The 22,871-nt window shown below is 36.7% G+C and carries 23 protein-coding genes and 1 pseudogene; 20 read left to right on the top strand and 4 right to left on the bottom strand.

From position 1 onward, the window contains the following. The first annotated feature begins 344 nt into the window (after window positions 1–344). The 5 genes from BN2458_RS06170 (at window position 345) to BN2458_RS06150 (ending at window position 6,858) form a co-directional block, all read left to right on the top strand. Window positions 345–1,337 carry an alpha/beta hydrolase gene (locus BN2458_RS06170; protein WP_052082204.1) on the top strand — a complete coding sequence of 331 codons (993 nt, stop codon included), beginning with the start codon at window positions 345–347 and terminating at the stop codon, window positions 1,335–1,337. A gap of 16 nt (window positions 1,338–1,353) precedes the next feature. Beyond that, window positions 1,354–1,815 (top strand): cyclophilin-like fold protein, encoded by a 462-nt coding sequence (locus BN2458_RS06165; RefSeq protein WP_161594510.1) that lies wholly within the window; start codon window positions 1,354–1,356, stop codon window positions 1,813–1,815. A 176-nt stretch (window positions 1,816–1,991) separates the two neighbouring features. Next, window positions 1,992–4,700, top strand: a complete 2,709-nt coding sequence (locus tag BN2458_RS06160; RefSeq protein ID WP_034343622.1) for a restriction endonuclease subunit M — start codon at window positions 1,992–1,994, stop codon at window positions 4,698–4,700. Then, a complete protein-coding gene (locus BN2458_RS06155; RefSeq protein ID WP_052082197.1) occupies window positions 4,691–6,136 on the top strand; it encodes a restriction endonuclease subunit S domain-containing protein in 1,446 nt (481 codons plus the stop codon). The genes BN2458_RS06160 and BN2458_RS06155 overlap by 10 nt, the downstream gene beginning before the upstream one ends. A 206-nt stretch (window positions 6,137–6,342) precedes the next feature. Next, on the top strand, window positions 6,343–6,858 hold the full coding sequence (locus tag BN2458_RS06150; protein ID WP_081951503.1) for a cupin domain-containing protein: 516 nt from the start codon (window positions 6,343–6,345) through the stop codon (window positions 6,856–6,858). Window positions 6,859–6,893: 35 nt separating this feature from the next. On the opposite strand, the gene BN2458_RS06145 is transcribed toward BN2458_RS06150, so the two are convergent. From BN2458_RS06145 to BN2458_RS09950, 3 genes are all read right to left on the bottom strand, one after another. Next, the gene (locus BN2458_RS06145; protein ID WP_034343624.1) at window positions 6,894–7,907 is read right to left on the bottom strand and encodes a DNA adenine methylase; all 1,014 of its coding nucleotides are present in this window, start codon (window positions 7,905–7,907) and stop codon (window positions 6,894–6,896) included. Then, complete coding sequence (locus BN2458_RS06140; RefSeq protein WP_034343626.1) at window positions 7,907–9,037, bottom strand: PDDEXK family nuclease; 1,131 nt, start codon at window positions 9,035–9,037, stop codon at window positions 7,907–7,909. The genes BN2458_RS06145 and BN2458_RS06140 overlap by 1 nt, the downstream gene beginning before the upstream one ends. A gap of 97 nt (window positions 9,038–9,134) precedes the next feature. After that, on the bottom strand, window positions 9,135–9,278 hold the full coding sequence (locus BN2458_RS09950) for a hypothetical protein (RefSeq protein ID WP_156407284.1): 144 nt from the start codon (window positions 9,276–9,278) through the stop codon (window positions 9,135–9,137). A gap of 172 nt (window positions 9,279–9,450) precedes the next feature. On the opposite strand from BN2458_RS09950, the gene BN2458_RS06135 reads away from it, so the two are divergent. The 15 genes and pseudogenes from BN2458_RS06135 (at window position 9,451) to BN2458_RS06070 (ending at window position 22,126) form a co-directional block, all read left to right on the top strand. Continuing rightward, window positions 9,451–10,512, top strand: coding sequence for an aldo/keto reductase (locus BN2458_RS06135; RefSeq protein WP_231944741.1), 1,062 nt, complete (start codon window positions 9,451–9,453; stop codon window positions 10,510–10,512). A gap of 79 nt (window positions 10,513–10,591) precedes the next feature. Further along, window positions 10,592–11,617 (top strand): alpha/beta hydrolase, encoded by a 1,026-nt coding sequence (locus tag BN2458_RS06130; protein ID WP_052082092.1) that lies wholly within the window; start codon window positions 10,592–10,594, stop codon window positions 11,615–11,617. A gap of 10 nt (window positions 11,618–11,627) precedes the next feature. After that, entirely contained in the window at window positions 11,628–12,557 is a 930-nt protein-coding gene (locus tag BN2458_RS06125) for a carboxymuconolactone decarboxylase family protein (protein ID WP_081951360.1), read from the top strand. A gap of 14 nt (window positions 12,558–12,571) precedes the next feature. Then, window positions 12,572–13,714, top strand: coding sequence for an aldo/keto reductase (locus BN2458_RS06120; RefSeq protein WP_034342255.1), 1,143 nt, complete (start codon window positions 12,572–12,574; stop codon window positions 13,712–13,714). 15 nt (window positions 13,715–13,729) lie between these two features. Next, window positions 13,730–13,843 (top strand): annotated as a pseudogene (locus tag BN2458_RS09945) (carboxymuconolactone decarboxylase family protein); the annotation flags it as partial. A 111-nt stretch (window positions 13,844–13,954) separates the two neighbouring features. Beyond that, complete coding sequence (locus BN2458_RS06115; RefSeq protein ID WP_034342253.1) at window positions 13,955–14,740, top strand: restriction endonuclease; 786 nt, start codon at window positions 13,955–13,957, stop codon at window positions 14,738–14,740. A 2-nt stretch (window positions 14,741–14,742) separates the two neighbouring features. Beyond that, window positions 14,743–15,927 carry a site-specific DNA-methyltransferase gene (locus BN2458_RS06110; RefSeq protein WP_064504564.1) on the top strand — a complete coding sequence of 395 codons (1,185 nt, stop codon included), beginning with the start codon at window positions 14,743–14,745 and terminating at the stop codon, window positions 15,925–15,927. 236 nt (window positions 15,928–16,163) lie between these two features. Then, window positions 16,164–17,312, top strand: coding sequence for an aldo/keto reductase (locus BN2458_RS06105; protein WP_081951419.1), 1,149 nt, complete (start codon window positions 16,164–16,166; stop codon window positions 17,310–17,312). A gap of 105 nt (window positions 17,313–17,417) precedes the next feature. Beyond that, a complete protein-coding gene (locus BN2458_RS06100; RefSeq protein ID WP_034342776.1) occupies window positions 17,418–17,852 on the top strand; it encodes a MerR family transcriptional regulator in 435 nt (144 codons plus the stop codon). Beyond that, window positions 17,849–18,322, top strand: a complete 474-nt coding sequence (locus BN2458_RS06095; RefSeq protein ID WP_034342779.1) for a flavodoxin — start codon at window positions 17,849–17,851, stop codon at window positions 18,320–18,322. Before BN2458_RS06100 ends, BN2458_RS06095 begins: the two co-directional genes overlap by 4 nt. Window positions 18,323–18,399: 77 nt before the next feature. Beyond that, window positions 18,400–18,999, top strand: coding sequence for a LemA family protein (locus BN2458_RS06090; RefSeq protein ID WP_034342782.1), 600 nt, complete (start codon window positions 18,400–18,402; stop codon window positions 18,997–18,999). Window positions 19,000–19,025: 26 nt separating this feature from the next. Further along, the gene (locus tag BN2458_RS06085; RefSeq protein ID WP_052082106.1) at window positions 19,026–20,528 is read left to right on the top strand and encodes a M48 family metalloprotease; all 1,503 of its coding nucleotides are present in this window, start codon (window positions 19,026–19,028) and stop codon (window positions 20,526–20,528) included. Between the two features lie 180 nt (window positions 20,529–20,708). Next, window positions 20,709–21,290 (top strand): NAD(P)H-dependent oxidoreductase, encoded by a 582-nt coding sequence (locus BN2458_RS06080; protein ID WP_034342785.1) that lies wholly within the window; start codon window positions 20,709–20,711, stop codon window positions 21,288–21,290. A 102-nt stretch (window positions 21,291–21,392) separates the two neighbouring features. Next, window positions 21,393–21,776: an NAD(P)H-binding protein gene (locus tag BN2458_RS06075; protein ID WP_052082107.1), complete on the top strand. Its 384-nt coding sequence runs from the start codon at window positions 21,393–21,395 to the stop codon at window positions 21,774–21,776. Then, window positions 21,749–22,126 carry a hypothetical protein gene (locus BN2458_RS06070; protein WP_034342788.1) on the top strand — a complete coding sequence of 126 codons (378 nt, stop codon included), beginning with the start codon at window positions 21,749–21,751 and terminating at the stop codon, window positions 22,124–22,126. The genes BN2458_RS06075 and BN2458_RS06070 overlap by 28 nt, the downstream gene beginning before the upstream one ends. A gap of 79 nt (window positions 22,127–22,205) precedes the next feature. Here BN2458_RS06070 and BN2458_RS06065 read toward each other — a convergent pair whose 3' ends face one another. Then, window positions 22,206–22,814, bottom strand: a complete 609-nt coding sequence (locus BN2458_RS06065) for an outer membrane beta-barrel protein (RefSeq protein WP_173644078.1) — start codon at window positions 22,812–22,814, stop codon at window positions 22,206–22,208. Window positions 22,815–22,871 lie beyond the last annotated feature (57 nt).

Raw genomic sequence — 22,871 nt, 5'->3', positions numbered from 1 at the left:
TCTAAAGAGAAAGTGAGAGGTTCTTGCCGATTGAATGCAAATTGTAGATCTGATTCCGTTGAGTAGTAAGCAGTAGCTGCACAAGCATTAAATATAAAACAACACCATACTAATAAAAGGTATAATAAGGTTTTATTGGACATAACTCTCACCAGTAAGTTGAAAATTTTCTATTCTCATTGCCTCTAGTTAAATGTATTCTAACATAAAATTATCATTTTTTTTCTCCCACCCCTTGACAAACACCAAGTGTCAGGCTTTATAATGTCAAATGTATTTTAAAATCACAAGGAGAACAAATGACACACACAACATTCACACAAACTTTCACACGCATTTTTATAATGCTAATATTTTTTATAGGAGGTGGAGCAATGGCTCAAGAGAAATGGGATAAGGTGTTTGCAAAAAGCAATGAAGTCAAAGTCCAAAAGGTAAAATTCACGAATCGTTATGGAATCACACTCGCGGGGGATTTGTATCTATCTAAGAATCTAGGCAAAGCACAAAAGCTCCCTGCAATCGCAATCAGTGGTCCTTTTGGCGCAGTCAAAGAGCAAGCAAGTGGATTCTATGCGCAAACTTTAGCGCAAAAGGGCTTTATCACTCTTGCCTTTGACCCTTCCTATACAGGAGAGAGCGGAGGCAAACCTAGAAATGTCGCCTCACCCGATATAAATACAGAGGATTTTAGTGTAGCGGTAGATTTTCTAAGCAATTATGCGAATGTGGATTCTAACAAAATCGGCATTTTGGGCATTTGCGGATTTGGCGGATTTGCACTCAATGCCGCTGCAATGGATACGCGCATTAAGGCAGTCGTGGCTTCTACAATGTATGATATGAGTCGCGTGAATGCCAATGGCTATAATGATTCAATGGACGCAAAGGCACGCTATAAGCTTAAAGAAAGTCTCAATGCACAGCGCACAAAGGATTTCAAAAGCGGCACTTACGCCAAAGCCGATGGATTGCCTCAAAAGCTTAGAGGCGATGAGCCACAATTTATCAAAGATTATTTTGACTATTACAAAACACCTCGTGGATTCCACGCACGCTCTATTAACTCCAATGGGAATTGGAATCTCACTTCGTCTTTAGGCTTTATCAATGCGCCTATTTTGGCATATAGTGATGAGATACCAAGTGCGGTTTTAATCATTCACGGGGATAAGGCACATAGCAAATATTTTAGCACTGACGCGTATAAAAAGCTTAAGGGCAAAAATAAAGAATTATTGCTTATCAAAGATGCCAATCACACGGATTTGTATGACAATGAGCAAAAGATTCCCTTTGATAAAATTGCTACATTTTTTAGTGCGAATTTGAAGTAGGACGCAAAGGAACAATATGCGCAAATATACATTTCTTTGTTTGTTGTTTGCGCTGCTAACGCAATGCGCTTTAGGCAAAGACTTAAGGGGGGAATTGGAGGAGCAAATGCAAATACAAATGCAATTTCAAGGGAAAAGCTTTGTTTTGACTTTAGAAAATAATGCGGCTGCAAGGGATTTCTACGCACTCTTGCCTTTACGCCTAAGCTTTAGTGATTATGTAGGCAAGGAAAAGATTGCTAAGCTTGATAAAAGCCTAAGCCCACAAGAGCGCGGAGAATATGACCCACAAAGCGGCGATTTTTTCTATTTCGCCCCTTGGGGTAATGTCGGAATCTTTTATGCCAAGCAGCCCCCATACAAGGGCTTGGTTAAGCTAGGCGTAGTAAAGGCAGAAAAAGAATCTTTTATCGCGCACCTGAAAGCCCAAAAGCAAGATTTTATCCTCACGATAGAAAAATATCCTAGCAGGGAGTAAAGATAAATTGCGTAGGTTTAAAGCTGCGCATTAGTTAGGTGGCACGAAAATCAATGCAAATCTATTTGGTTAAGGGTAATTTGATTTAGGACAACAATGAGTCTTATTAGGAGGGCTACATTAATTAAATTTATTATATAATTTAATCCTCCAAAGATATATTATAAGGCAAAATAGTGAAGTGGCAGGAATCGATAGAGCAAAAATTAAATTTAAGAAAACAAAAATTTGTAGCATTAAATATAAAAGATAGAAGTATTGCCTATGATGAAAAAATCAAACTTCATAGAAATATTAGCAAAATTACAGGTGATGAAGAGATTGTAAGAGCTTTCTTAGTAGATAGGCTGATTAATGAACTTAATTATTTACCAGAATTTATTGAAATTGAAAAAGAATATTCAGTCGGCAGACCAAAAGTAAATAAACCAAGAATTGATATTATTTTGAGAGATAGAGAAAATAAACCTTATTTATTCATAGAATTAAAAGCTCCAGATAAATTTGAGAGCGATAAAGTTTATATAGAAGGGCAACTTTATAAACTTGCAAAATTAGAGAAAACAAAGCCAAAATATCTTGTTTATTACACCATACAAGAAAACAATAATATTATACTAGATAATTTGATTTTTATTGATTATGAAAAATATCCAAATTATGAAGATTGGGAAAATGGAGGATTTGTAAGTAGTGCAAATGAAATTCCAGCAGGTTATGGAGAGCCCAAAAAGCAACCTTTTATCAAGGGAGATTCTAAATATGATTTAAAAAGTAAAATAAGTAAAAAAGAATTAGAATCTTTAGCCAAAAATTTACATAATGTCCTTTGGGGTGGAGGTGGGACAACAGATAGTGAAATCTTTTACTCTCTTGTAAATATTATTTTAGCAAAGATTCAAGATGAAACAGAAAAAAATAATGGGCAAGAATATGATTTTCAAATCTATTCAATTGGGAAAAATTCAGAAAATCCAAACAATCTTTATGAGCGTATTAATGCACTTTATCGCCGAGCCTTGAAAGAAAAGTTAAATATTACAGATAAAAACAAGCTTGCTAAAGCACATATCATCAATGAAGAAAAATTTCCTCTTAATAAGTTACTCTATTGTATTTCTAAGCTTGAGGGTTATTCTTTTTACGAGGGTAGAAATTCCCTGAATGGCAAAGATATTATGGGGGATTTCTTTGAGAGCATTACTAGAGATGGTTTCAAACAAACAAAGGGGCAATTCTTTACTCCAACTCCAATAGTACAATTTATTATTTATGCTCTAAATCTTGATAATCTTGCTATTGATAAACTAAATAACACAAGAGAATTGCCTTATATCATAGACCCGAGTTCAGGGAGTGCAACTTACCTTATTGAAGTGATGAAAATTATTACCAAAGAACTAAAATATAAGCAATTTGACAAACTTAACAATAATCATCAAACGCAAGATAGGTTTGAAGAGCTCTTTGTGCCTGATAGAAAAGAAAATAAATGGGCAAAAGAATATCTTTATGGAGCGGAGATTAATTTTGATTTAGGCACAGCATCAAAAGTAAATATGATATTACACGGTGATGGCTCTAGTAATATTTTTGTCAAAGATGGCTTATTGCCCTTTAGATTCTATACAAAAGATACCGCCCCCAATCATTTAAATGTCTCCTTTGAGGATACTTTATATAAAGATACTCAAGCAAGAGAAGTTAATGGCAATTTTGATTGTATTATTTCTAATCCTCCTTTTAGTGTGGAACTTGATAATGAAACAAAAAGGCTTTTACCTAGAAGTTTTTTATTTTCTACAAAGAAAAATTCGGAAAATCTTTTTATAGAGCGATGGTATCAACTTTTAAAAGAAAATGGACGCATAGGGGTAGTGTTGCCAGAATCTGTTTTTGATACAACAGAAAATAAATATATCCGCCTTTTTATCTTCAAATATTTTAAAGTCAAAGCAGTAGTAAGCTTGCCACAAATTACTTTTGAGCCATACACTTCTACAAAAACCTCTCTGCTTTTTATGCAAAAGAAAACACGAGATGAAATTAAAACTTGGAATCAAATATGGGACAAGTATGTGAATGAATGGAATATGCTAAAAACGAGAGTAAGTAACCTCTTAGAAGTTTATTTGCATAATAAAGAGCGAAGTAAAATGCCAAGCCTTAAAGGTTTAAAATTTCAAGATGAAGTAAAAATTTTACAAAGAATGTTAAAAATCTCTTTAGATTGTAACACTTCTGTAAAAGAAATTATAGAAAGCTATCAAGACGAATTAAAAGAGATTTGCTCTATTGATAAAGATATAAGTGAGGTTTTCGGATTTTGCAATGCTTGGTGGGTTTTTGGAGAAGTGGCAAAAGAACAAGATTATGAAATCTTTATGAGCGAAGCCCAAAATATAGGCTATAAACGCGGTATAAAAAGTGAAAAAGTTACGAGCAATGATTTGTTTGATTTAGAGTATGCTCCAAATACTCTAAATCAAGAATCTATTTTAAAATATTTTAATCCATTGATTGAAAAACATAAAGAAATCCTTGCAAATATTAAACAAGAAATAGATAAACTAAAATCTACAAATGAAGCTAAAACCTCCAATATTAAAGAAAAGAAATGTTTAAGACTACAAGAAGAGTTACAATCTTTACAGGAGAGATTATTAGATTTAGAGCAGCAAAAAGAAAAGGCATTAAATATACTAGAAACTTATTATGAGAATAATAAAATCAAAGAAGAATTTTTTGATAGAACGGATGAAACCTTAATCCATTACTTTAAAAATGGCATTATGAAACAATGGGTGAGTAATGATATTTTATTGCGTAAAAATGTAGAAATTAAAATTTTGGATTCCATAAGGAAGCAAATTCAATGGGATTAGTAAATAAAGTCAAATTAAGTGAGATTGCACAAGAAAAATCATTGAGATTTGATGTTTCGTTTATTAAATTTTTTGCTTCACAAAAACAAGAATATTATGGTTATAAAGATTTATTTTGTATTCCCGCTGTAAATAATGTCAATCTTAGTGAAATAGAAGAACTAAAATATGCTGAAATTAGCAACATCAATAAAGAAGGAGAAGTTTATCCTGTTCATCTTTGTTTTGACAATAAAAACGAAGAAAATGAAAGCTACTTTGCAAAAATTGAAAGAGGCGATATTTTTAAACCACAAATCAATAGTATTCTCCTCTCTTCAGTAAGACCATATTTAAACAAAAATGTGTTAATCACAGATGATGAATTATATTTCACAAAGGCAATGATACAAATCAAACCAAAAATTAATCCCAAACTTTTTTATTATTGCATAAGAAGTGTATTTTTTGATTTAATCAATGCAGTTTCACGACAAGGCAAAGGTTACCCCACCTTAAAAGCAGATGATTTAAAAAATATTAAGTTTCCTAAAACGCTTGTAGATTCTATCTTGCGACAAGAAAATATGCTTGTTTCAAACATAGAATTTATAGAGCAAGAAATCCAAAAACTCAAAAAGAGTAAAAAGCTTCATTTAGAAATTATTAATGAAGCTTTTGCAGAAGAGTTTAATTATGATGAAAATCTATGGAGAGCATTTGGCAAAGGAATGAGTGCAAATACACAAAACTCAAATATAAGGCTTGTCCAAATATATGCAATTAAATTTTCAGATATTGATAAAAGTTTAAATTTAAGATTTTCTTGTAGATTTCATAATCCATTAAGTCAGCAATGTGAAAATATCCTACACGCACAAAATACCATAAAAATTAAAGATATTCTTGCAAAAGAAATTAGGAGAGGCATAAACCCACAATATGATGAGAATGGTGAAATTGCAGTAGTTAAAACTGCGCAATTAAAGAATAGTGTTATTGACTTAGAATGCTGTGAATTTGTAAATAAAAAATTTTTCTCCCAAAAACAAAATGCAAAAATTAACAAAAATGATATTGTCATCGCCTCTACAGGGAAGGTTTCCATAGGCAAAATAGATATATGGGAGGACGAAGAGAAAGAAGTGCTAGCTGATGCACATATCAGCATTGTAACAATTAATGAAAAACTATATAATCCACTTTTTCTTGTTTATTTCTTGCGTAGTATTTTAGGGGCATATCAAATTGAGAGAGACTATACAGGCACTACCAATCAAGTTGAGTTATATGCAAATGAAATATCTAATTTTGATATTCTTAATATTTCTTTGGAGCAACAACAAGCCATAGCACAAAAAATCAAAGCTCAAATTGATAATCAAAATTTTATTGATGAACAAATCAAGCAAAAACAACAAGAAATCAGTCATCTTATTATTTCTGTCTTAGCTTAAAATCTTCAAACTACAACGAGCTTTTGCCCAAATCCAACAGCTCCTTGATAATGGCGAACTTGGGGTAGCAAATGGTATCAAACCCATATCCAAGCTTTGATAAAAAATATAGAATCTTAAAATAATTTTCTGCTCCAAACCCTTGACAAACACCAAGTATCAGGCTTTATAATGTCAAATGTATTTTAAAATCATAAGGAGAAAAAATGCAAAAACTCATTGCTATTGCTTTGGTTACAGCTTTAGGTTGCGTGAATATCGCTTATACAAAGGAGGCAAAAATGCAAAAAACACAAGAAGTGGTTAAAAGTGGCAGTCTTGGAGGATTTAAAGGAGATTCTAAAATCTTTAGCGGTGAAGTGAGTATCAAAACACTTTTTAAAAGCGGAGATTATCGCCCTTATGGGGGTGGGGAGGTTACCTTTAGCCCAAAGGCTAGGACAGCGTGGCATACTCACCCCGCAGGACAGACGCTGATTGTTACACAAGGCACGATTTATACGGGCACAAAAGCAGGTATTACACAAATCGCAAAGGTTGGTGATGTGGTGCTTTGTCCGCCTGATGTAGAGCATTGGCACGGAGCAGGCTTGAAAGAAAAGGGCGTGCATATCGCCCTTACGCACGAGAAAAATGGCAAGAATGTTACTTGGCTAGAGCTTTTAAGCGATACAGAATATGGGGGCTATATCAAGGAGGCAGAGGGCAAGGCAAGGAAGTAGGTTTAGCGGATAAAAGATAAATCTAAAAGTTAATTTTACTTCCTCAAAATATGCAAATATTCCAAAGTGCAATCTTGCTTTTGGATTCGTTTAGAATCCGCTTTGAAGCGCTGGTGTTTTTGTGTGGCAAAAGAGTATTTGCCATATTTTTCAAAAATAGCTTGAATTTGCTCTAAACCAAGCAATCCCTCATCATTATAGCTTAGAAAAATCCACTCAAAATGCGCATTTTTGATGAGGTTTTCTAGCTCGCTCGCGACTTTTGCTTTTTTGCACCAAGGCGATTTTGCATATTCTCTTAATCCTGTTTTGCCCTTTGGGATAAAGTCATCATACAAGGCAATCGTGTTTAAAAGATGATAATTCGCGCCATACTCTCGCGCATTATAAGGCGGGTCAAGGTAAAGAATATCGCCCTCTATCTTAGTAATAAGTGTATTTGTGTCCTCATTAAATACCAAATGTTCATTTTCATTGCATTCAAACTCTGCAGGATTTAGAATAAAACCTTTGAGCGCACTTTTCTTAAGGTGCTTTAAAAACGCTCCATACACTGAAGCAGTGTTTGCAACCTTGTCGGCGGATTCTAAAAGGGAGGCAAGGAGAAAGTAATATTCCTTGTCCTCAATTAACTTTTCTTTTTTCCATTGCGCAATCTTAGAACGCACAGCATCAATTTTTTGTGCATTTTCATCGCTAAAATACTGCCTCCCACTCCCAGAGCCAAGCGCATAATGGGTATAGATTTTACCCTTTTTTGGTGGCGTTTGAGTTGTGTCATTAAGAATACCGAGCAACTCTTTAACACGCGTTAATTTTTGATGATTGCCGATATAATTTTGCGCCAAAACAAAGCTATAATACTCCCTATCATTGCTAATAATTTGCTTGACTTGTGTTTTAAAGAGCCTCCCCACTGCCGCGCTCCCTGCAAACATATCACAAAAGATAGAATCCTTTAAAGGCTTTGCACTAGCTTTTTGCAGTGTAGATTCTATGCTTGTTTGCAAAAAGTGAGAGAGTTTAAATTTGGAGCCAATGTAGTTCATTAAAATATCCGATTAAATGTTATGGAACAATTTTGAATTTTAAATTCTATATACATTAGGGGTAAAATATTATTTTTCTCATTGAACATTTGTGCTTGTTGATAAAAGTCTTGATAACAAGCAGAATCTTTATTGGCAGTTTCTCTACAAATTATCATCGGTTGAATATCTGATGGACGATTTGGAATATAATATTGTTCCAACCAATCAATATATCGTTGAATTTGTCTTAAAATTTCAGCATAAACACATCTAGATTTTAATTCTATGGGAATAATTTTTCTTGGATTTTCAGCAAGAGATAGCATAATATCAATGCGTTGCATTCCAACGCCACAGCTAACTTCATTACCCAACCATTCAATCGGCTGATTTTCCAAAATTCCAAATAATTTAGTTTCATAAATAGATTGTAAAATGTAGGCTTGTAAATGTGCCTCGAATTGATTATTTCTTGAATATTTATAAATTAATCTCGGTAAAATATTTAATTTCTCTTGTCTGCCCTTGTAAATATGATGAGTGGAAATAGAGACAATTTCTTGATTTTTTAAATCAAAACTAAAATGAATTCCATTGATATTTTGCTTTAAATTTTTATCTCTAATTAGTGCAATAAGCCTTTCGCTTTCATAAATAGTAATCATTGTGTTGCCGCGATTGCCCTTTAGTTTCCGATAAATGAGACTCCACAACATTTGATTGGGGGATTGTATTGTTTTAATCTCATCTAATGCTTCCCATTCTGTAACACCCTTGCTATAAACTTTTTCAGGTTCAATCAAACATCTAAAAGTAAGGGATTTGTTAAGTTCTTGCTTAAGATACTGTTGCTCATCATTATTATCAAAGAAAAATTTGTTCTTTACTTTAAATACACCAAAAAACTTTCCCTCCCCAATGCCAAATCGAAAATTTTGTTGCAAATAAAAAATAATTAAATCTCCAATTTGAACCCTTGAAAAATCTGCAACCATACCCAAAATAGTATTCTCTGTTTGTGGCGCAAGCTGCGTTGTTGGACTATTATTAAAATCGATAACAGAATCTTTCATACCCGTACCAACGAACATATATTCCAAGTGATATTTAAAAGTTATAGCATTTACAATAAAAACATGGGTTGTCATATCTGTCCTTAAGGTTTTAGTCTTCTATGTGTGGTTTTTCTTTTGCATTTTTTACACCACATTTCCACTCCATACTTATATGTCCTTGTTGCATTATCTAAAGCATTATCAAATTCACACCCCTCTTCTGCAAGGTCTCTAATGATTGCAGCGTGCTGACTTGACTTACTAAATCACAGACAGCACAATGCCATTTATTATCACTTAGGATTTCTTTCATTTCATTCTTTTTAGTAGCCATTATAAATCCTTGTTGATACAAAATATAATTTCAAGGAGTAATTAAAATCATTCAAAAATTATAGCACAACAAAATGAAGCAGAGTTTTCTAAATTTTCCCTAAAATTCCCTTGACAAACACTAAGTGTTAGGCTTTATAATGTCATTTTATCTTTTCAATAAAGGAGGTGCAATGCGAAAAAATAAAGAATCACTAGAGCGCAGGGAGTTTTTGAAAACTTCCGCAAAATTTGGCGCAGTGGCAAGTTTAGCAAGTTTTGGAGGACTAGTTTTGAGTGCGTGTAGCGAGGATTCTAAAGGGAATCCACAAGGCATAGAAAATACAAGCGCGGGCGAGAAAGCCCCAATATCACTACCACAAGGAGTAAATATGGAATTTATAACTTTAAATAATGGCGTGAAAATGCCAATTCTAGGCTATGGAGTTTTTCAAATTGACCCAAGAGAAACACAAAGGTGCGTAGAGGACGCAATCAGCGTGGGATATAGGAGCATTGATACCGCACAAGCGTATTTTAACGAAGAAGGTGTGGGCTCGGCGATAAAAACAGCCCTCAATGGCGGGCTAAAGCGCGAGGAACTTTTCATCACGACAAAGCTTTGGATTAACAACTACCCCGAGCAAAAGGCGTTAAAAGCGTGTGAGGAATCTTTGCGCAAACTAGGCTTAGATTATGTGGATTTAATGTTGCTTCATCAGCCCTTTAACGACACTTATGGTGCGTGGAGAGCATTAAGCAGATTCTATAAAGAGGGGAGATTCAAAGCTATTGGTGTGAGTAATTTTTATCCCGATAGAATCGCGGATTTTTGTTTGAATAACGAAATCAAACCTGCACTCAATCAAATAGAATGCAACCCGCTCCACGCGCAGTTTGAGGCGCAAAAAGTCTTGCAAGAATATAATGTCGCTATGGAATCTTGGGCACCTTTTGGCGAGGGCAAGAATAATATGTTTAGCAACCCCACATTAAGCGAGATTGGCAAAAAATACAATAAAAGTATAGCGCAAGTCATTTTGCGTTGGCAGATTCAAAGAGGGATTATCGCAATTCCAAAGACGACAAGAAAAGAGCGCATGATTGAAAACATTAGCGTGTTTGACTTTGTCCTAAGTGAGCAAGATATGCAGAGTATCGCAGCAATGGATAGTAAAACAAGCCTATTTTTAAACCACCAAGACCCACAAACAGCGAAATTTCTGATTGAGATTCATAAAGATAGCTTTAAATAATGGAGAGAAAATGAGAGTGTTAAAATCTATTTTATTTGTTTTGGTGATACTAAATTTTACTTACGCACAAGGAGGCACAATGCAAACAAATATCGCAAACCCTAGCGAGGAAGCAAAAGCAAATGTGGCGAAGAATCCCTTTGGTTTAGTCTATGAGGGCGCAATCGCTAAAAACGAAAAAGGTAAAGTCAATATCAAAAGCGTAACTTATGCAAGTAGAGGGCTAAAAATCGCTGCAAATCTTTATCTGCCAAGTGATTTTAATCCCAAAGCAAAGATTCCTGCAATTATCGTAGCCCACCCCAATGGAGGTGTGAAAGAGCAAGTTGCAGGGCTATATGCGCAAAAGTTAGCAGAATCTGGCTATATCACCCTAGCCTTTGATGCGGCGTATCAAGGTGCAAGTGAGGGAAAGCCTCGTAATGTAGATACTCCGCAAAATCGCACAGAGGATATTTCTGCGGCGGTGGATTATCTGCTAAAAGTGCAAGGTGTGGATTCCAATCGCATAGGAATCTTAGGCATTTGTGGAGGTGGTGGCTATACACTAAATAGCGCAAAAAGTGATAAAAGGCTAAAAGCAGTGGCGACCTTAAGTCTATTTAATAGCGGACTTGTGCGCAGAGAGGGCTTTTTGGGTAGTGAAAAATCTAGCATTCAAGAGAGATTAAAAAGCGCAAGTGAGGCAAGGACAAAAGAGATTGTAGAGGGCAAAGTAAGCTACACAGGTAGTGCGCCTAAAAAGCTAAGCGAGGATGAACTTGCCAAAATCCCCACAGATTTATATAGGGAGGGAATGATATATTATGGCGACACCCACGCGCACCCAAACTCAAGCTTTGCCTATACGACAAGCTCACTGCTTGATTTAATGCGCTTTGATACACTCAATCAAATAGAACTTATCCATCAGCCTTTATTAATGCTTGTGGGTGATAAGGCGGATACTGCGTATATGAGTGAGGCAGCGTATAAAAAGGCAGGGAGTAAGGATAAAAAATACCATAAGCTTAAAAATGCAACGCATATCCAAACTTACTACAAAAAAGAAGCGGTTGAAGAGGCACTAGGGGAGCTAAAAGCATTTTATGACAAAAATTTGTAAAGGAGGAGCAATGCGGGAATATCCACATAAACAATCATTAGAACGCAGGGAGTTTCTCAAAACCTCTGCAAAGTTTGGCGCAGTTGCAAGTCTAGTAAGCCTTAGCGGATTTGCCTTAAGTGCGTGCGATTCTAAGACTTCAAACACGCAAACACAACACATTCAAGGAGACACAATGAAAACTAATCTAACCCCAAAAGCCAAGCAAACCTTTGAAAAGCTTTTTGGCAGCACCGATGTGCCACTAAGCAAAAGCGACCCCGAGTTTTTTAGTAATTATGTGAATTTTGCCTTTGATGAAGTCCCCACAGAATCTAAGCTTGAGCTAAAAGAAGGCTTGATGATTACTCTTGCCTCTCTTGTAGCTATTCCTGCTTTGAGTGAGTTTAAGGCAATTCTCAATGCGGCTTTGAAAAATGGCGTTGAACCTGTGGCAATTAAGGAGATTCTCTATCAAGCTACGCCTTATGTGGGTATGGGGAAAGTGCTAGATTTTATTAATGCCACCAATGAAATCTTTGCACAACAAGGAATTGCGCTTCCTTTGGAATCTCAAGGCAGGGTAGAATACGCTCAAAGGAGAGAAAAAGGGCTAGAAACCCAACGCGCACTTTTTGGTGAGGCGATTGACAAAGGCAATGCCGCAGCACCAAAGGATTATCAACATATCCGCACCTTTTTAAGTGCGAATTGCTTTGGGGATTATTACACGCGCGGTGGGCTTCCTCTGAAGTTTAGGGAGCTTTTAACCCTTGTATATATTCTCTCAATGGGCGGGGCAGATTCTCAAGTGAGGGCGCATATCGCAGGAAATATAAGAGTAGGAAATGATAGAGGCAAGCTCATCTCTGTCATCACCGCACTTGTGCCTTACATCGGCTACCCTAGAAGCTTAAACGCCCTAAGTGCGCTTGATGAGATTGCACCGTTATCAAATTAACAAAAGGATAAAAAGTGAAAAAACATTTAACAAACCCAGCTTTACACTCTCGGCGAGATTTTCTCAAAACCTCTGCAATGCTAAGTGTTGCTTTAAGCGTAGGTTCTTTGCCACTTTTTGGTGCAGATTCTAAAAATTCTAAAATCCAAATGCCCACGCGCATACTTGGCAAAGGGGGCTATGCTTTTAGCGTTTCTGCCCTTGCCTTTGGTTGTATGGGGCTAAACTACCACCGCTCTAAAAAGCTAAGTAAAAAGGAATCCTTAAAGATTTTAGAATCTGCCATAGACTATGGAATCACGCTTTTTGATACCGCGCAAGTGTATGGACCAAATAGTAATGAAATCTTAGTCGGGGAGCTTTTAAAGCCTTATAATAAAAAACTTTTCATCACCACCAAATTTGGCTTTGGCAAGGACGCAAGTGTGCTAGATAGCTCACCCAAACGCATTCGCGAAGTCGTGGAGCAAAGCTTAAAAAGACTACATTTAGAGCAAATCCCGCTTTTGTATCAACACCGCTTTGACCCAAAAACACCGATTGAAGAGGTAGCAAATTGTGTGAAAGACTTAATAAAAGAGGGCAAAGTCGCACGATTTGGCGTGTGTGAGCTAAGCGCAAAAAGCATTGAAGAAGCACATAGAATCTGCCCGATTACTGCTGTGCAAAGTGAATACCACCTAATGTGGCGCAACCCTGAAAGTGAGATTTTCCCTACATTAGAGAGGCTAAAAATCGGCTTTGTCGCGTATTCTCCGCTTAATCGCGGGTATTTAAGTGGCAAACTCAATAAGGATTCTAAATTTGATAAAAACAATGATAATCGCGCGACTTTCCCGCGATTCCAACCTAATGCTATGGAGGCAAATTACCAAATCATCAATCTTTTGGCAGAATTTGGCAAAGGCAAGAATCCACACGCTAAGGATTCTAACGCCACTCCCGCACAAGTGGCAATCTCTTATCTTTTAGAGAAAAAGCCCTATATTGTTCCGCTTTTTGGCACGACAAACGCCGCACATTTGGAGGAGAATATACAGGCTTTAGGCATCAAATGGAGTAAGCAAGAACTAGCAAGCCTAGATTCTAAACTAGATAAAATTGTAATCGTTGGGGATAGATACCCAGCCGAACAAGCAAATAGAGTGGGGAAATAAATGAAAAGAAGAGCAGGAAATGATAGAGGCAAACTCATCTCTGTCATCACCGCACTTGTGCCTTACATCGGCTACCCTAGAAGATTAAACGCCCTAAGTGCGCTTGATGAGATTGCACCGTTACACTAGAAAAAGTGGCATTTATTAGGCTTTTTTGCTATAATGTTAGGCTACTTTGATTTGGAGACAAGAGATGAAAAAGTTTGTATTTGGGCTAGAATATTATAAAAGGGTTATCAAATGAACCATTTTCTAAGCCAAAGTATAGAACTAGCGAATCAAAGAAATTATTTAGACCAGCTTTTTAGAGTATATCCTATGAGCCCGGATAATATAAGAGAGATAGATTCTATCAAATGGGATAGATTTGAAAAAGCCTTTAACGCAAATGAGCAAGAAAAAATAATAGAATCTTTGCTTGATTTTGATTTGTTTCCTATCAAGGATTCTTATATCGCATATCTAAGGCGTGATAAGAGCGCAATCAAAAGAAATCCCGCAACGATAGCAAGAATTTGTGGGAGATTAAAAGAAATGGGATTAAATAAAATTTACGAAAATCTCTCACAACCAAAAGAAACGAATCGCCAAATAGGACCGCTTTTTAAGCGGTGGGTTAATAGTGGTATTTTAGGAGTCCAGCCTGTTAGTCTAGAGATATTTAAGAATACTAACGAAAATGCTATCTTAAACGCTTCAGATTTGGCTATGCAAGAATTTGCAAAAGAACATTTGGGCTATACTCGTTTAAAAGGCTTAGATTTCATCGCAAGATTTAATGGGAAAATGATTATCGGCGAGGCAAAGTTTCTAAGTGATTTTGGCGGACATCAAAATGCCCAGCTTGAGGACGCAATGAGTTTGCTTAACACCCCTTTAACGCAAAATATTATCAAAGTAGCAATTTTAGATGGAGTATGTTATATTCAAGGTAAAAACAAAATGTTTGAAACACTCACAAGCATTTATCAAAATCATAATGTTTTATCTGCTCTCCTCTTAAGAGACTTTCTCTATCAGGTGTAGTAATGTTTGATTTTTTTAGCTCTTTTCAATCTCCGCAAGATTTTCTAAAACTTCCATTACGCAGAGAATTGCAAGGGGATTACAATCAAAAAAATTTGCTTATTTTTGATGATAATTGCAATGCTATGCAAAATCTCTTGCAAAATCAAAGCTTTAATCAGGGGAAAACCTTTAAAAATAGTATTGATTTAGTCTATATTGACCCTCCTTTTGCCACAAATAATACCTTTAGACTAGGAAGCACGATGAGCGCGAGTTTAGATTCACAAATTGCTTATAAAGATAAATTTAATTTAGAATCTTATTTGGAATTTCTCTACTATCGTTTAATATTAATCAAAGAATTAATGAGCGAAAAGGGGAGTTTGTATTTACACATTGATGACAAGGTGGGACATTATGTCAAAATCCTCTGTGATGAGATTTTTGGGAGAGAGCATTTTATTAGTGATATTGCGCGCATTAAATGTAATCCTAAAAACTTTAAACGCAAAGCCTATGGGAATGTCAAAGATAGAATCTTATTTTATGTAAAAAGCAATCAATATGTTTGGAATGAAGTTTGTGAGGAAATCACAAAAAATGATTTACATAAACGATTTAAAAAGCAAGATGAAAGAGGATACTATACTACGATTCCGCTTCACGCACCCGGAGTTACGCAAAAGGGAGAAAGCGGACAAGAATGGAATGGCTTAAAACCTCCAGAGGGCAGACATTGGCGTTGCTCTTTAAACGAGTTAGATAAGCTAGAAAAAGCCGGACTGATTGAGTGGAGCAAAAATGGAGTGCCTAGAAAAAAGGTGTATGCAAAAGATTGCAAGGGTAAAAAGATTCAAGATATTTGGGAGTTTAAAGACACGCAAAGCCCTATGTATCCTACACAGAAAAACAATGCAATGCTAAAAAGAATAATCCAAATGTCCTCTAATGTGGATTCCTTAGTAATGGATTGCTTTTGTGGAAGCGGAGGATTTTTGAGAGAATCTTTTTTGCTTGGGCGAAACTTTATAGGCATTGATGAGAGCAAAGAAGCAATTAAGATTAATCAACAAAATCTTTGTAAATGTGAATATGGGTTTTTAAAAAATATGCAAGAAATCACAAAAGAGTCTAAAGACAACTATTCTAGTAGAATCATCAACGAAGTAGAGAGCATTAACCGAGTGGTATTAAGCACACTATAAAATAGCATTTATTTTGAAACAAGCAGGTGCAAAAAGCTATAAAGAACTTTGCGCTTTGTGAATCTGGGTTTTAACAATTCCATTAGAATTCATATAAATTAAGCCCCAATTTAATAGTAAAGAAATCAAACAAAACCTTATTTTCTCTATATTTTCCCCAAAACCCCTTGACAAACACTAAGTGTCAGGCTTTATAATTACAAAATATTTTAAAATTCAATACAAAAAGGATAAAAATGCAAGAACATTTCACACCACAGGGCACGGCTTTGCATTCAAGACGCACATTTTTAAAGACAAGCGCAGCACTTGCCACAATGGCATTTTTAGGCGCACAAACTTTTGCAAATGCTAAGGAGGCAAAAATGACAAAAACAGCAATTCCACAAAGAAAAATTGGCGATTTCAAAGTCTCCGCGATTGGCTTAGGTTGTATGGGAATGAGCGCAAATCACGGACCGGCAAGAGATAAAAAAGAGATGATTAAGCTTTTGCATAAAGCGGTGGATTTGGGATATACATTCTTTGATACCGCTGAAGTGTATGGACCACACACCAATGAGGAGCTTTTGGGCGAGGCTTTGAAAGGCTATAAAGACAAAATTATCATCAATACCAAATTTGGCTTTTACTATCCCTTTGGCAAACAACAGCTAGATTCTAGCCGCAAGTCTATTATGCGCGCAGTTGATGGGAGCTTGAAACGATTGCAAAGGGATTGCATTGACCTCTATACGCAACACAGAGTGGATATTGATACGCCTATTGAGGAAGTGGCAGGGACGATGAAAGATTTAGTCAAAATGGGCAAAATCAAAGCGTGGGCGTTAGGCGAAGCAGGGATTAAGACAATAGAGAGGGCGCACAAAGTCTTTGCCCCTGTGGCAATGCAGAGTCAATACTCTATGGCATTCCGTGAATTAGAGCAAAATGGCATAATGGACACTTGCCAAAAGCTAGGAATCACGATTGTTGCTTATTCTCCACTTGATAGAGGATTTTTAGGTGGGGATTTCACCAAAGATACGAAATTTCACCCTACCCTTGACTTCCGCGCGTCTATGCCTCGCTACACCAAAGAAGCCCTAGAGGCAAATCAAAGTGTGATTGAATTTATCAAAAAGGTAGCACAGAGCAAAAGCATTAATGGCAAACCTGCAAGTGTCGCGCAAGTCGCCTTAGCGTGGATTCTTTCAAACAAAAGCTTTGTCATTCCAATCCCTGAAACCACGAAAATCCACAGACTAGAGGAGAATCTTAACGCAAGTTTATTGCACTTTAGCCTTAACGAGCTAAAAGAAATCAATAAGGAATTAAGCAAGATTGTCATCATAGGGGATAGATACGCACCCAATAGCGATGCGGCAAAGAGTGTGGGGCTGTGAGATTTTAAAATCTTATTTGCCCCTTGACAAACACTAAGTGTTAGGGTTTATAATGTCATTTTATAAGCCTCAAAAACTTGGTTAAAAACTTTAAAAGGAGATGAGATGAATTTCACCATTTTAGAAGCAGAGCATAAAAGCGGCATTCCCTCACGCAAGATTCGCTTTTGGCTAGATAAAGGACTTTTTCCACGCATTTATAAGGACAAAAACGGCACACGGCTTTTTAATCCAAAAGATATTGATTGGCTCTGTTGGATTAACCTTTATCGTGAGCTTGGAATGAGTATTAAAGAGCTTAAATATTACAAAGATTTGTGTGATAAGGGCGATGAAACATTAAAAGAGCGATTAAAAATCATTCAAGCGCAAAAGAAAAAGAATCTCGCCCAACTTGCAAAAGCTAAGGAAAATATCGCAATGCTTGAATACAAAGAGCAGCTTTATACAGATTTGATTGAAAATGGAGTGGATTATCGGCATTCTAGCTTTAGCGAGTGCAAAAGGGTTTTGAAAGAACAGGTGAAAAAGCAAAAATGAAAGCATTAGTCGCATTTTTTAGCGCGAGTGGAATCACAAGGGAAGTTGCTTTAGCCTTAGCAGAGGTGGCAGATGCAAAGCTTTATGAGATAATCCCCGCAGTGCCTTATAGCAAGGTGGATTTGGATTGGAGAGATGAGCAAAGCCGCAGCACAAAAGAGTGTAAAGACAAAGCCTCGCGTCCGCAAATCGCTAAAGACATAGAGATTTCAAGCTACGACATCATATTCATTGGATTCCCCATTTGGTGGTATAGTGCGCCACAGATTATTTTCACATTTTTAGAATCTCACGATTTTAAGGGCAAAGTCATCGTGCCTTTTTGCACAAGTGGCGGAAGTGATTTGAGTAATGCCCCGCGCGATATGCAAAATTGCGCTCCTAATGCAATTTTTAAAGAGGGCAAACGCTTTAACTTCGGCACAAGCAAGGCAAAACTCACAAAATGGCTTGAGGGTTTAGGGATTTAAGAATGCTCACAGCATAAAAGGATTTTAACTTATTTAAGATATAATCCGTGCTTTAAATTGCAACAAAGGAGCAAAGAATGGTATTTGGGAGTATTCTTATCATTGTTGGTATTATTGCTTTTGGAGTGATATGGCTTATTGGTGCTTATAATTCTCTAGTAACCTTAAAAAACCGCGCACAAAATGCTTTTTCGCAAATTGATGTGCAACTCAAGCGGCGATATGATTTAATCCCAAATCTCATTGAAATCGCTAAAAAATACCTAAGCCACGAGCAAGAAACTTTGATGAAAGTCATAGAGGCAAGAAACACTGCAAAAGGCGCATTAGACAATGTTGCAAAAAATGCACCCGATGCTATCAATGCACTGAATAGTGCTGAAAAATCTTTGCAAAACGCCTTGATGAATTTCAATATGACAATGGAAGCCTACCCTGACTTAAAGTCAAATACTACGATGATGCAGCTAAGTGAGGAGTTAGCTTCCACAGAGAATAAAATTGCTTTTGCGCGTCAAGCCTATAATGATAATGTAACAAATTTCAATACCTATAAACAAACCTTTCCAGTTAATATTATTGTGGGATTCTTTTCACAATTCGCGCAAGATTTACCTCTGCTAGAGTTTGAGGAGAAGCGCGAGGTATTAAACCAAGCGCCCAAAGTGCAGTTTTGATATTATGATATTGTAACGGTGCATTGATGGATATAAAATCTATCCTTTTTTATTTTTTTGAAAATCCCTTTCTTTCAACTATTCCTTTAAGCGTTAAGATTCTGCTTATGGCTCTTACGATTGGAATATTAATAGGCTTAGTTGAAAAATTTAAGGATAAACAAGCATTTTCTTTGGAGATTATTTACATTATTTCTGCACTATTCATTTTAATTTTACTAACCAATTCTTCTTCACAAATTGTAGATTTCATAAGATCTTTTGCAGACATACGCACATCTTTAGGTTTTGATGTGCCCACTTGGTATTTTTTTAATATCAAAACCCTCATTGCACTTCTTGTCTTTGTCGCATTCTGCACACTCATTTTATTTTTTATCACACGTGCTATTTTGGGTAGGGAAGTGAAGCTATCCAATACATTTTGGGAGCATAAAGACGCTGCACAATTTAAGATTTTATGGTGCAATGCTCTCTTTTTCATAATGCTTTTTTTGATTTTTTTGACTGCTTTTTCTTGCTTTGGACTGATTTTTACTTTGCTAGATAATCCTAGTCGGTTCAATGTAGCTGTGCCACATTCTTATTCTTTTGATTTCCCACCTAGAAGAATGGTTCTTGTAGCGGATAATTCTACTCAAAATTTTCTTATTTCTCTAGCTTTAGCATTTGTCTTAGTTGCGGTGATTTTTTGCACCTTTATTTTTCAACAATTCTCTTTGGCAAAACATAGCATTGACAAACTCGCAAAAACACTCAATGCCACAGAAATTACAGAATCTAGTAGTTTAAAACAAAAAGAACGAATGCTTTTAAATGTTATCGCGGAAATGGCAATCGCCTCCTCTTGCCCAATGCCACGCGTGTTTATTCTCAAAGAGGAGAAAGGTATTAACGCAATGTGTAGCGGGGAATATTTTGGCAAAGAGAAAGAAAAAATAGCGATTTTTGTAACGCAAGGTGCGCTAAATACTCTAAGTCGAGATGAGTTGCAAGGCGTGATAGGGCACGAGTTTTCACACGCTTTTCATCGTGATGTTGCGCTCAATCTTAGAATCTTCGCGCTTGTATTTGCATTAAGTTGCGTAGTGGTGGTGGGTGAAGTGTTGCTTAGGGCGGTGAGCAATAGCTCCACAAGGACTTCTCGCTCTAAAAATGATGGTAAAGCCTTTGCTTTACTCGTTGCCATTGCGCTTGTGTTTTTTGCACTTGGATATATTGGTATGCTCTTTGCGCAAATCATTCAAGCGGCAATTTCGCGTCAAAAGGAATTTCTAGCTGATGCCTCAAGCACACAATACACACGCAATCCTCAAGGTATAAAATCCGCTCTGCAAAAAATTGCACAGGTTTCAAGCACTTATGAAGCAAGTGAAGATTCTCCCAAAAAGCCCACCTATCTTACCAACCCTAAAGCAAGTTCTTGCGCACATATGTTTTTCCTACCTTGTCGTGCTATGATTTTTGCCACGCACCCACCCTTAGAGCAAAGAATCCTCCGCCTAGAACAAATGGGTGCAAAGATATAGAGAAAATTTAATAATTCTTTCCTTGCCCCTTAATAAATAAAGCTAGAATTATAACAAAAGTTTTTATGGTAGCTTAAGGGTTGAGGTCGCTGGGTTTTTATCCTTGCTGTGCTTCTGCCCCCTTGACAGATACTAACTATCAGGCTGTATAATTGCAAAATCAATTTTTAAGGAGAGAGAATGCAAGCATTATTACTCAATGGCTTAAAACAATTTGGAATGGATAGCGGGAGGCTTAGCCAAACTTTGCACGATGTCGCAAAGCAGACTTTAGAGAATCTTGGCTTTGAGATTTTGCAAACGCATATTGATAAGGGTTATGAGGAGCAAGTAGAGGTGCAAAAATGGCTTCAAAGCGATGCAATCATCTATCAAATGCCTGCGTGGTGGATGGGCGAGCCTTGGATTGTGAAAAAATACATTGATGAGGTTTATATGGAGGGTGCGGGGATTCTCTTTAAAAACGATGGGCGCAGCCGCAAAGATGAGAGCTTAAAATATGGCAGCGGGGGCTTGTCTCAAGGCAAAAGGGTAATGTTTAGCGTTACTTGGAATGCACCGCTTGGGGTTTTTACAGAAAAAAATGGATTTTTTGAGGGAGTGGGGGTAGATGGCGTGTATTTGCATTTACACAAAGCACACGAGTTTATGGGAATGCAGGCTTTGCCAAGCTTTATCTGTAATGATGTTGTCAAAAATCCGCAAGTGGAACAATATATCAAAGACTATGAAGCGCATTTGAAAAAGGTTTTTGACAAATAGAGCTTTAGTAAGCGCAAAGTTGCGCGTTTTAGATTCTAATAAAGGAGCAATAATGCAAATCGTAGGGACTTTTTAAAGAATCTAGCACAACTTGCAGGAGCAGTGGCATTCACAGCTTATGCGTCTTATCCACTTTTCGCACAAAATGTGAAATCCCAAAGCACACAAGGCAAAGATGAAAGGCTCAAAGTGCTGATTATCGGTGCGAATGGGAGTGTCGCAAGGGTAGCTACTACGATGTTTTTACAAAACACCAATGTAGATTTGAAACTTTATTTACGAAACTCAAAGCGACTTTCCCACCTCAAAAGTGCGCGTGTGGAAGTAGTGGAGGGTAATGCACTTGATGAAAATGCGCTCAAAAAGGCAATGAGTGATGTCAATGTCGTCTATGCGAATCTTTATGGCACACCCACGCCGCAAATGGCAAGATTCTCACTCGTATTTATAAAAAAGATATGCCCTCAAATCAAGCACAAGCCTTAAATCTTGAAAAAGGACTTATTATATATGATGAATATAAAGATTCCTATCGTATAGATTGCACTTTACAAAAGGATTGTGTCGCAAATCCACCGCTTACTTTTAAAGATGCTTGTCAAGGACATATATACGGAGAGAGTGGGATATTACTAGCAACCTATAACAACAATATAGACGACTATTGCGGGCAACTTTGTGGAGGCATAAAACGTTTGCAGTGGATAAATGCTATGCTTGATAGAGAGAAACCAATATGGCTGCCTGTCGTGTATTTTCCACCTAATGTAACTGATGGCAGTGGAGCTATATACGGCTATATCCACAACTGGCAGTTAAGTAGATTCTATCATTAAGTATAGAATCTACTCCGCCCTTTGACACTCTTTAGGCAGAGTGTGTGAGGACATTAATTTTTGGAGGTTTATTTATATCTTAGAAACTAAAAATATATCTTACACCTACATTATAAGTATGTGAGCCTGTCATTTTTGGTGTGCCTGTTGCTGCTGCTTGCAATGTCGTAGCGATAAAAGGCACACGAGCAGCGATTTCCATACTATGATGTTGAGCAATCACACTTCTTAAACCGACATTAAGTGCAAGGTTAAACCCTGTCTTATCCATCTTTGCATCTTTGAAAGATTTGCCACCCCAAGTATTAGCACCAAGTCCAAGTCCTAAGAATGCACCAAAATCTGTGCCACCTGTAACAAAATTATAAAGTGCATCAACATTTACACCATAATCCATTACATTGCCTTTGATTTTCTCACTTGAGTCTTTTGGTTTTCCACTTGCATCTGCATATGCAAAGTTTGCATAATAGCGCAATCCAAAGTTAGGAGTAAAGAATTGCTTATAACCAGCAATGATTTCATAGCTTATGCCATCAAGGTTCATCTTTTCACCAGATTTTACTTGAGAGCCGCCATAGCCCACACCTACACCTACAAATGCGCCACTTTCTTCAGCAAAAGAAGCAGAACTCGCAAGAGCTAAAGCTACCGCAGAGCTTAGCACACATTTTTTGATTGTTTTCATTGAAACCACCTTTGTTGATAATTTTGCGTTAAACGCGATTTCAATTTTATCCCCCCC

The sequence above is a fragment of the Helicobacter typhlonius genome, assembly GCF_001460635.1.
Taxonomy (GTDB): domain Bacteria; phylum Campylobacterota; class Campylobacteria; order Campylobacterales; family Helicobacteraceae; genus Helicobacter_C; species Helicobacter_C typhlonius.
This window is presented reverse-complemented; position numbering and strand designations above follow the sequence as displayed.

Bases quoted from the DNA above. Each gene is read 5' to 3' on its own strand.
- BN2458_RS06170 (WP_052082204.1), top strand. From the start codon at position 345: ATGCTAATATTTTTTATAGGAGGTGGAGCAATGGCTCAAGAGAAATGG.
- BN2458_RS06165 (WP_161594510.1), top strand. From the start codon at position 1,354: ATGCGCAAATATACATTTCTTTGTTTGTTGTTTGCGCTGCTAACGCAA.
- BN2458_RS06155 (WP_052082197.1), top strand. From the start codon at position 4,691: ATGGGATTAGTAAATAAAGTCAAATTAAGTGAGATTGCACAAGAAAAA.
- BN2458_RS06150 (WP_081951503.1), top strand. From the start codon at position 6,343: ATGCAAAAACTCATTGCTATTGCTTTGGTTACAGCTTTAGGTTGCGTG.
- BN2458_RS06145 (WP_034343624.1), bottom strand. From the start codon at position 7,907: ATGAACTACATTGGCTCCAAATTTAAACTCTCTCACTTTTTGCAAACA.
- BN2458_RS06140 (WP_034343626.1), bottom strand. From the start codon at position 9,037: ATGACAACCCATGTTTTTATTGTAAATGCTATAACTTTTAAATATCAC.
- BN2458_RS09950 (WP_156407284.1), bottom strand. From the start codon at position 9,278: ATGGCTACTAAAAAGAATGAAATGAAAGAAATCCTAAGTGATAATAAA.
- BN2458_RS06135 (WP_231944741.1), top strand. From the start codon at position 9,451: ATGCGAAAAAATAAAGAATCACTAGAGCGCAGGGAGTTTTTGAAAACT.
- BN2458_RS06130 (WP_052082092.1), top strand. From the start codon at position 10,592: ATGCAAACAAATATCGCAAACCCTAGCGAGGAAGCAAAAGCAAATGTG.
- BN2458_RS06125 (WP_081951360.1), top strand. From the start codon at position 11,628: ATGCGGGAATATCCACATAAACAATCATTAGAACGCAGGGAGTTTCTC.
- BN2458_RS06115 (WP_034342253.1), top strand. From the start codon at position 13,955: ATGAACCATTTTCTAAGCCAAAGTATAGAACTAGCGAATCAAAGAAAT.
- BN2458_RS06110 (WP_064504564.1), top strand. From the start codon at position 14,743: ATGTTTGATTTTTTTAGCTCTTTTCAATCTCCGCAAGATTTTCTAAAA.
- BN2458_RS06105 (WP_081951419.1), top strand. From the start codon at position 16,164: ATGCAAGAACATTTCACACCACAGGGCACGGCTTTGCATTCAAGACGC.
- BN2458_RS06100 (WP_034342776.1), top strand. From the start codon at position 17,418: ATGAATTTCACCATTTTAGAAGCAGAGCATAAAAGCGGCATTCCCTCA.
- BN2458_RS06095 (WP_034342779.1), top strand. From the start codon at position 17,849: ATGAAAGCATTAGTCGCATTTTTTAGCGCGAGTGGAATCACAAGGGAA.
- BN2458_RS06090 (WP_034342782.1), top strand. From the start codon at position 18,400: ATGGTATTTGGGAGTATTCTTATCATTGTTGGTATTATTGCTTTTGGA.
- BN2458_RS06085 (WP_052082106.1), top strand. From the start codon at position 19,026: ATGGATATAAAATCTATCCTTTTTTATTTTTTTGAAAATCCCTTTCTT.
- BN2458_RS06080 (WP_034342785.1), top strand. From the start codon at position 20,709: ATGCAAGCATTATTACTCAATGGCTTAAAACAATTTGGAATGGATAGC.
- BN2458_RS06070 (WP_034342788.1), top strand. From the start codon at position 21,749: ATGCCCTCAAATCAAGCACAAGCCTTAAATCTTGAAAAAGGACTTATT.
- BN2458_RS06065 (WP_173644078.1), bottom strand. From the start codon at position 22,814: ATGAAAACAATCAAAAAATGTGTGCTAAGCTCTGCGGTAGCTTTAGCT.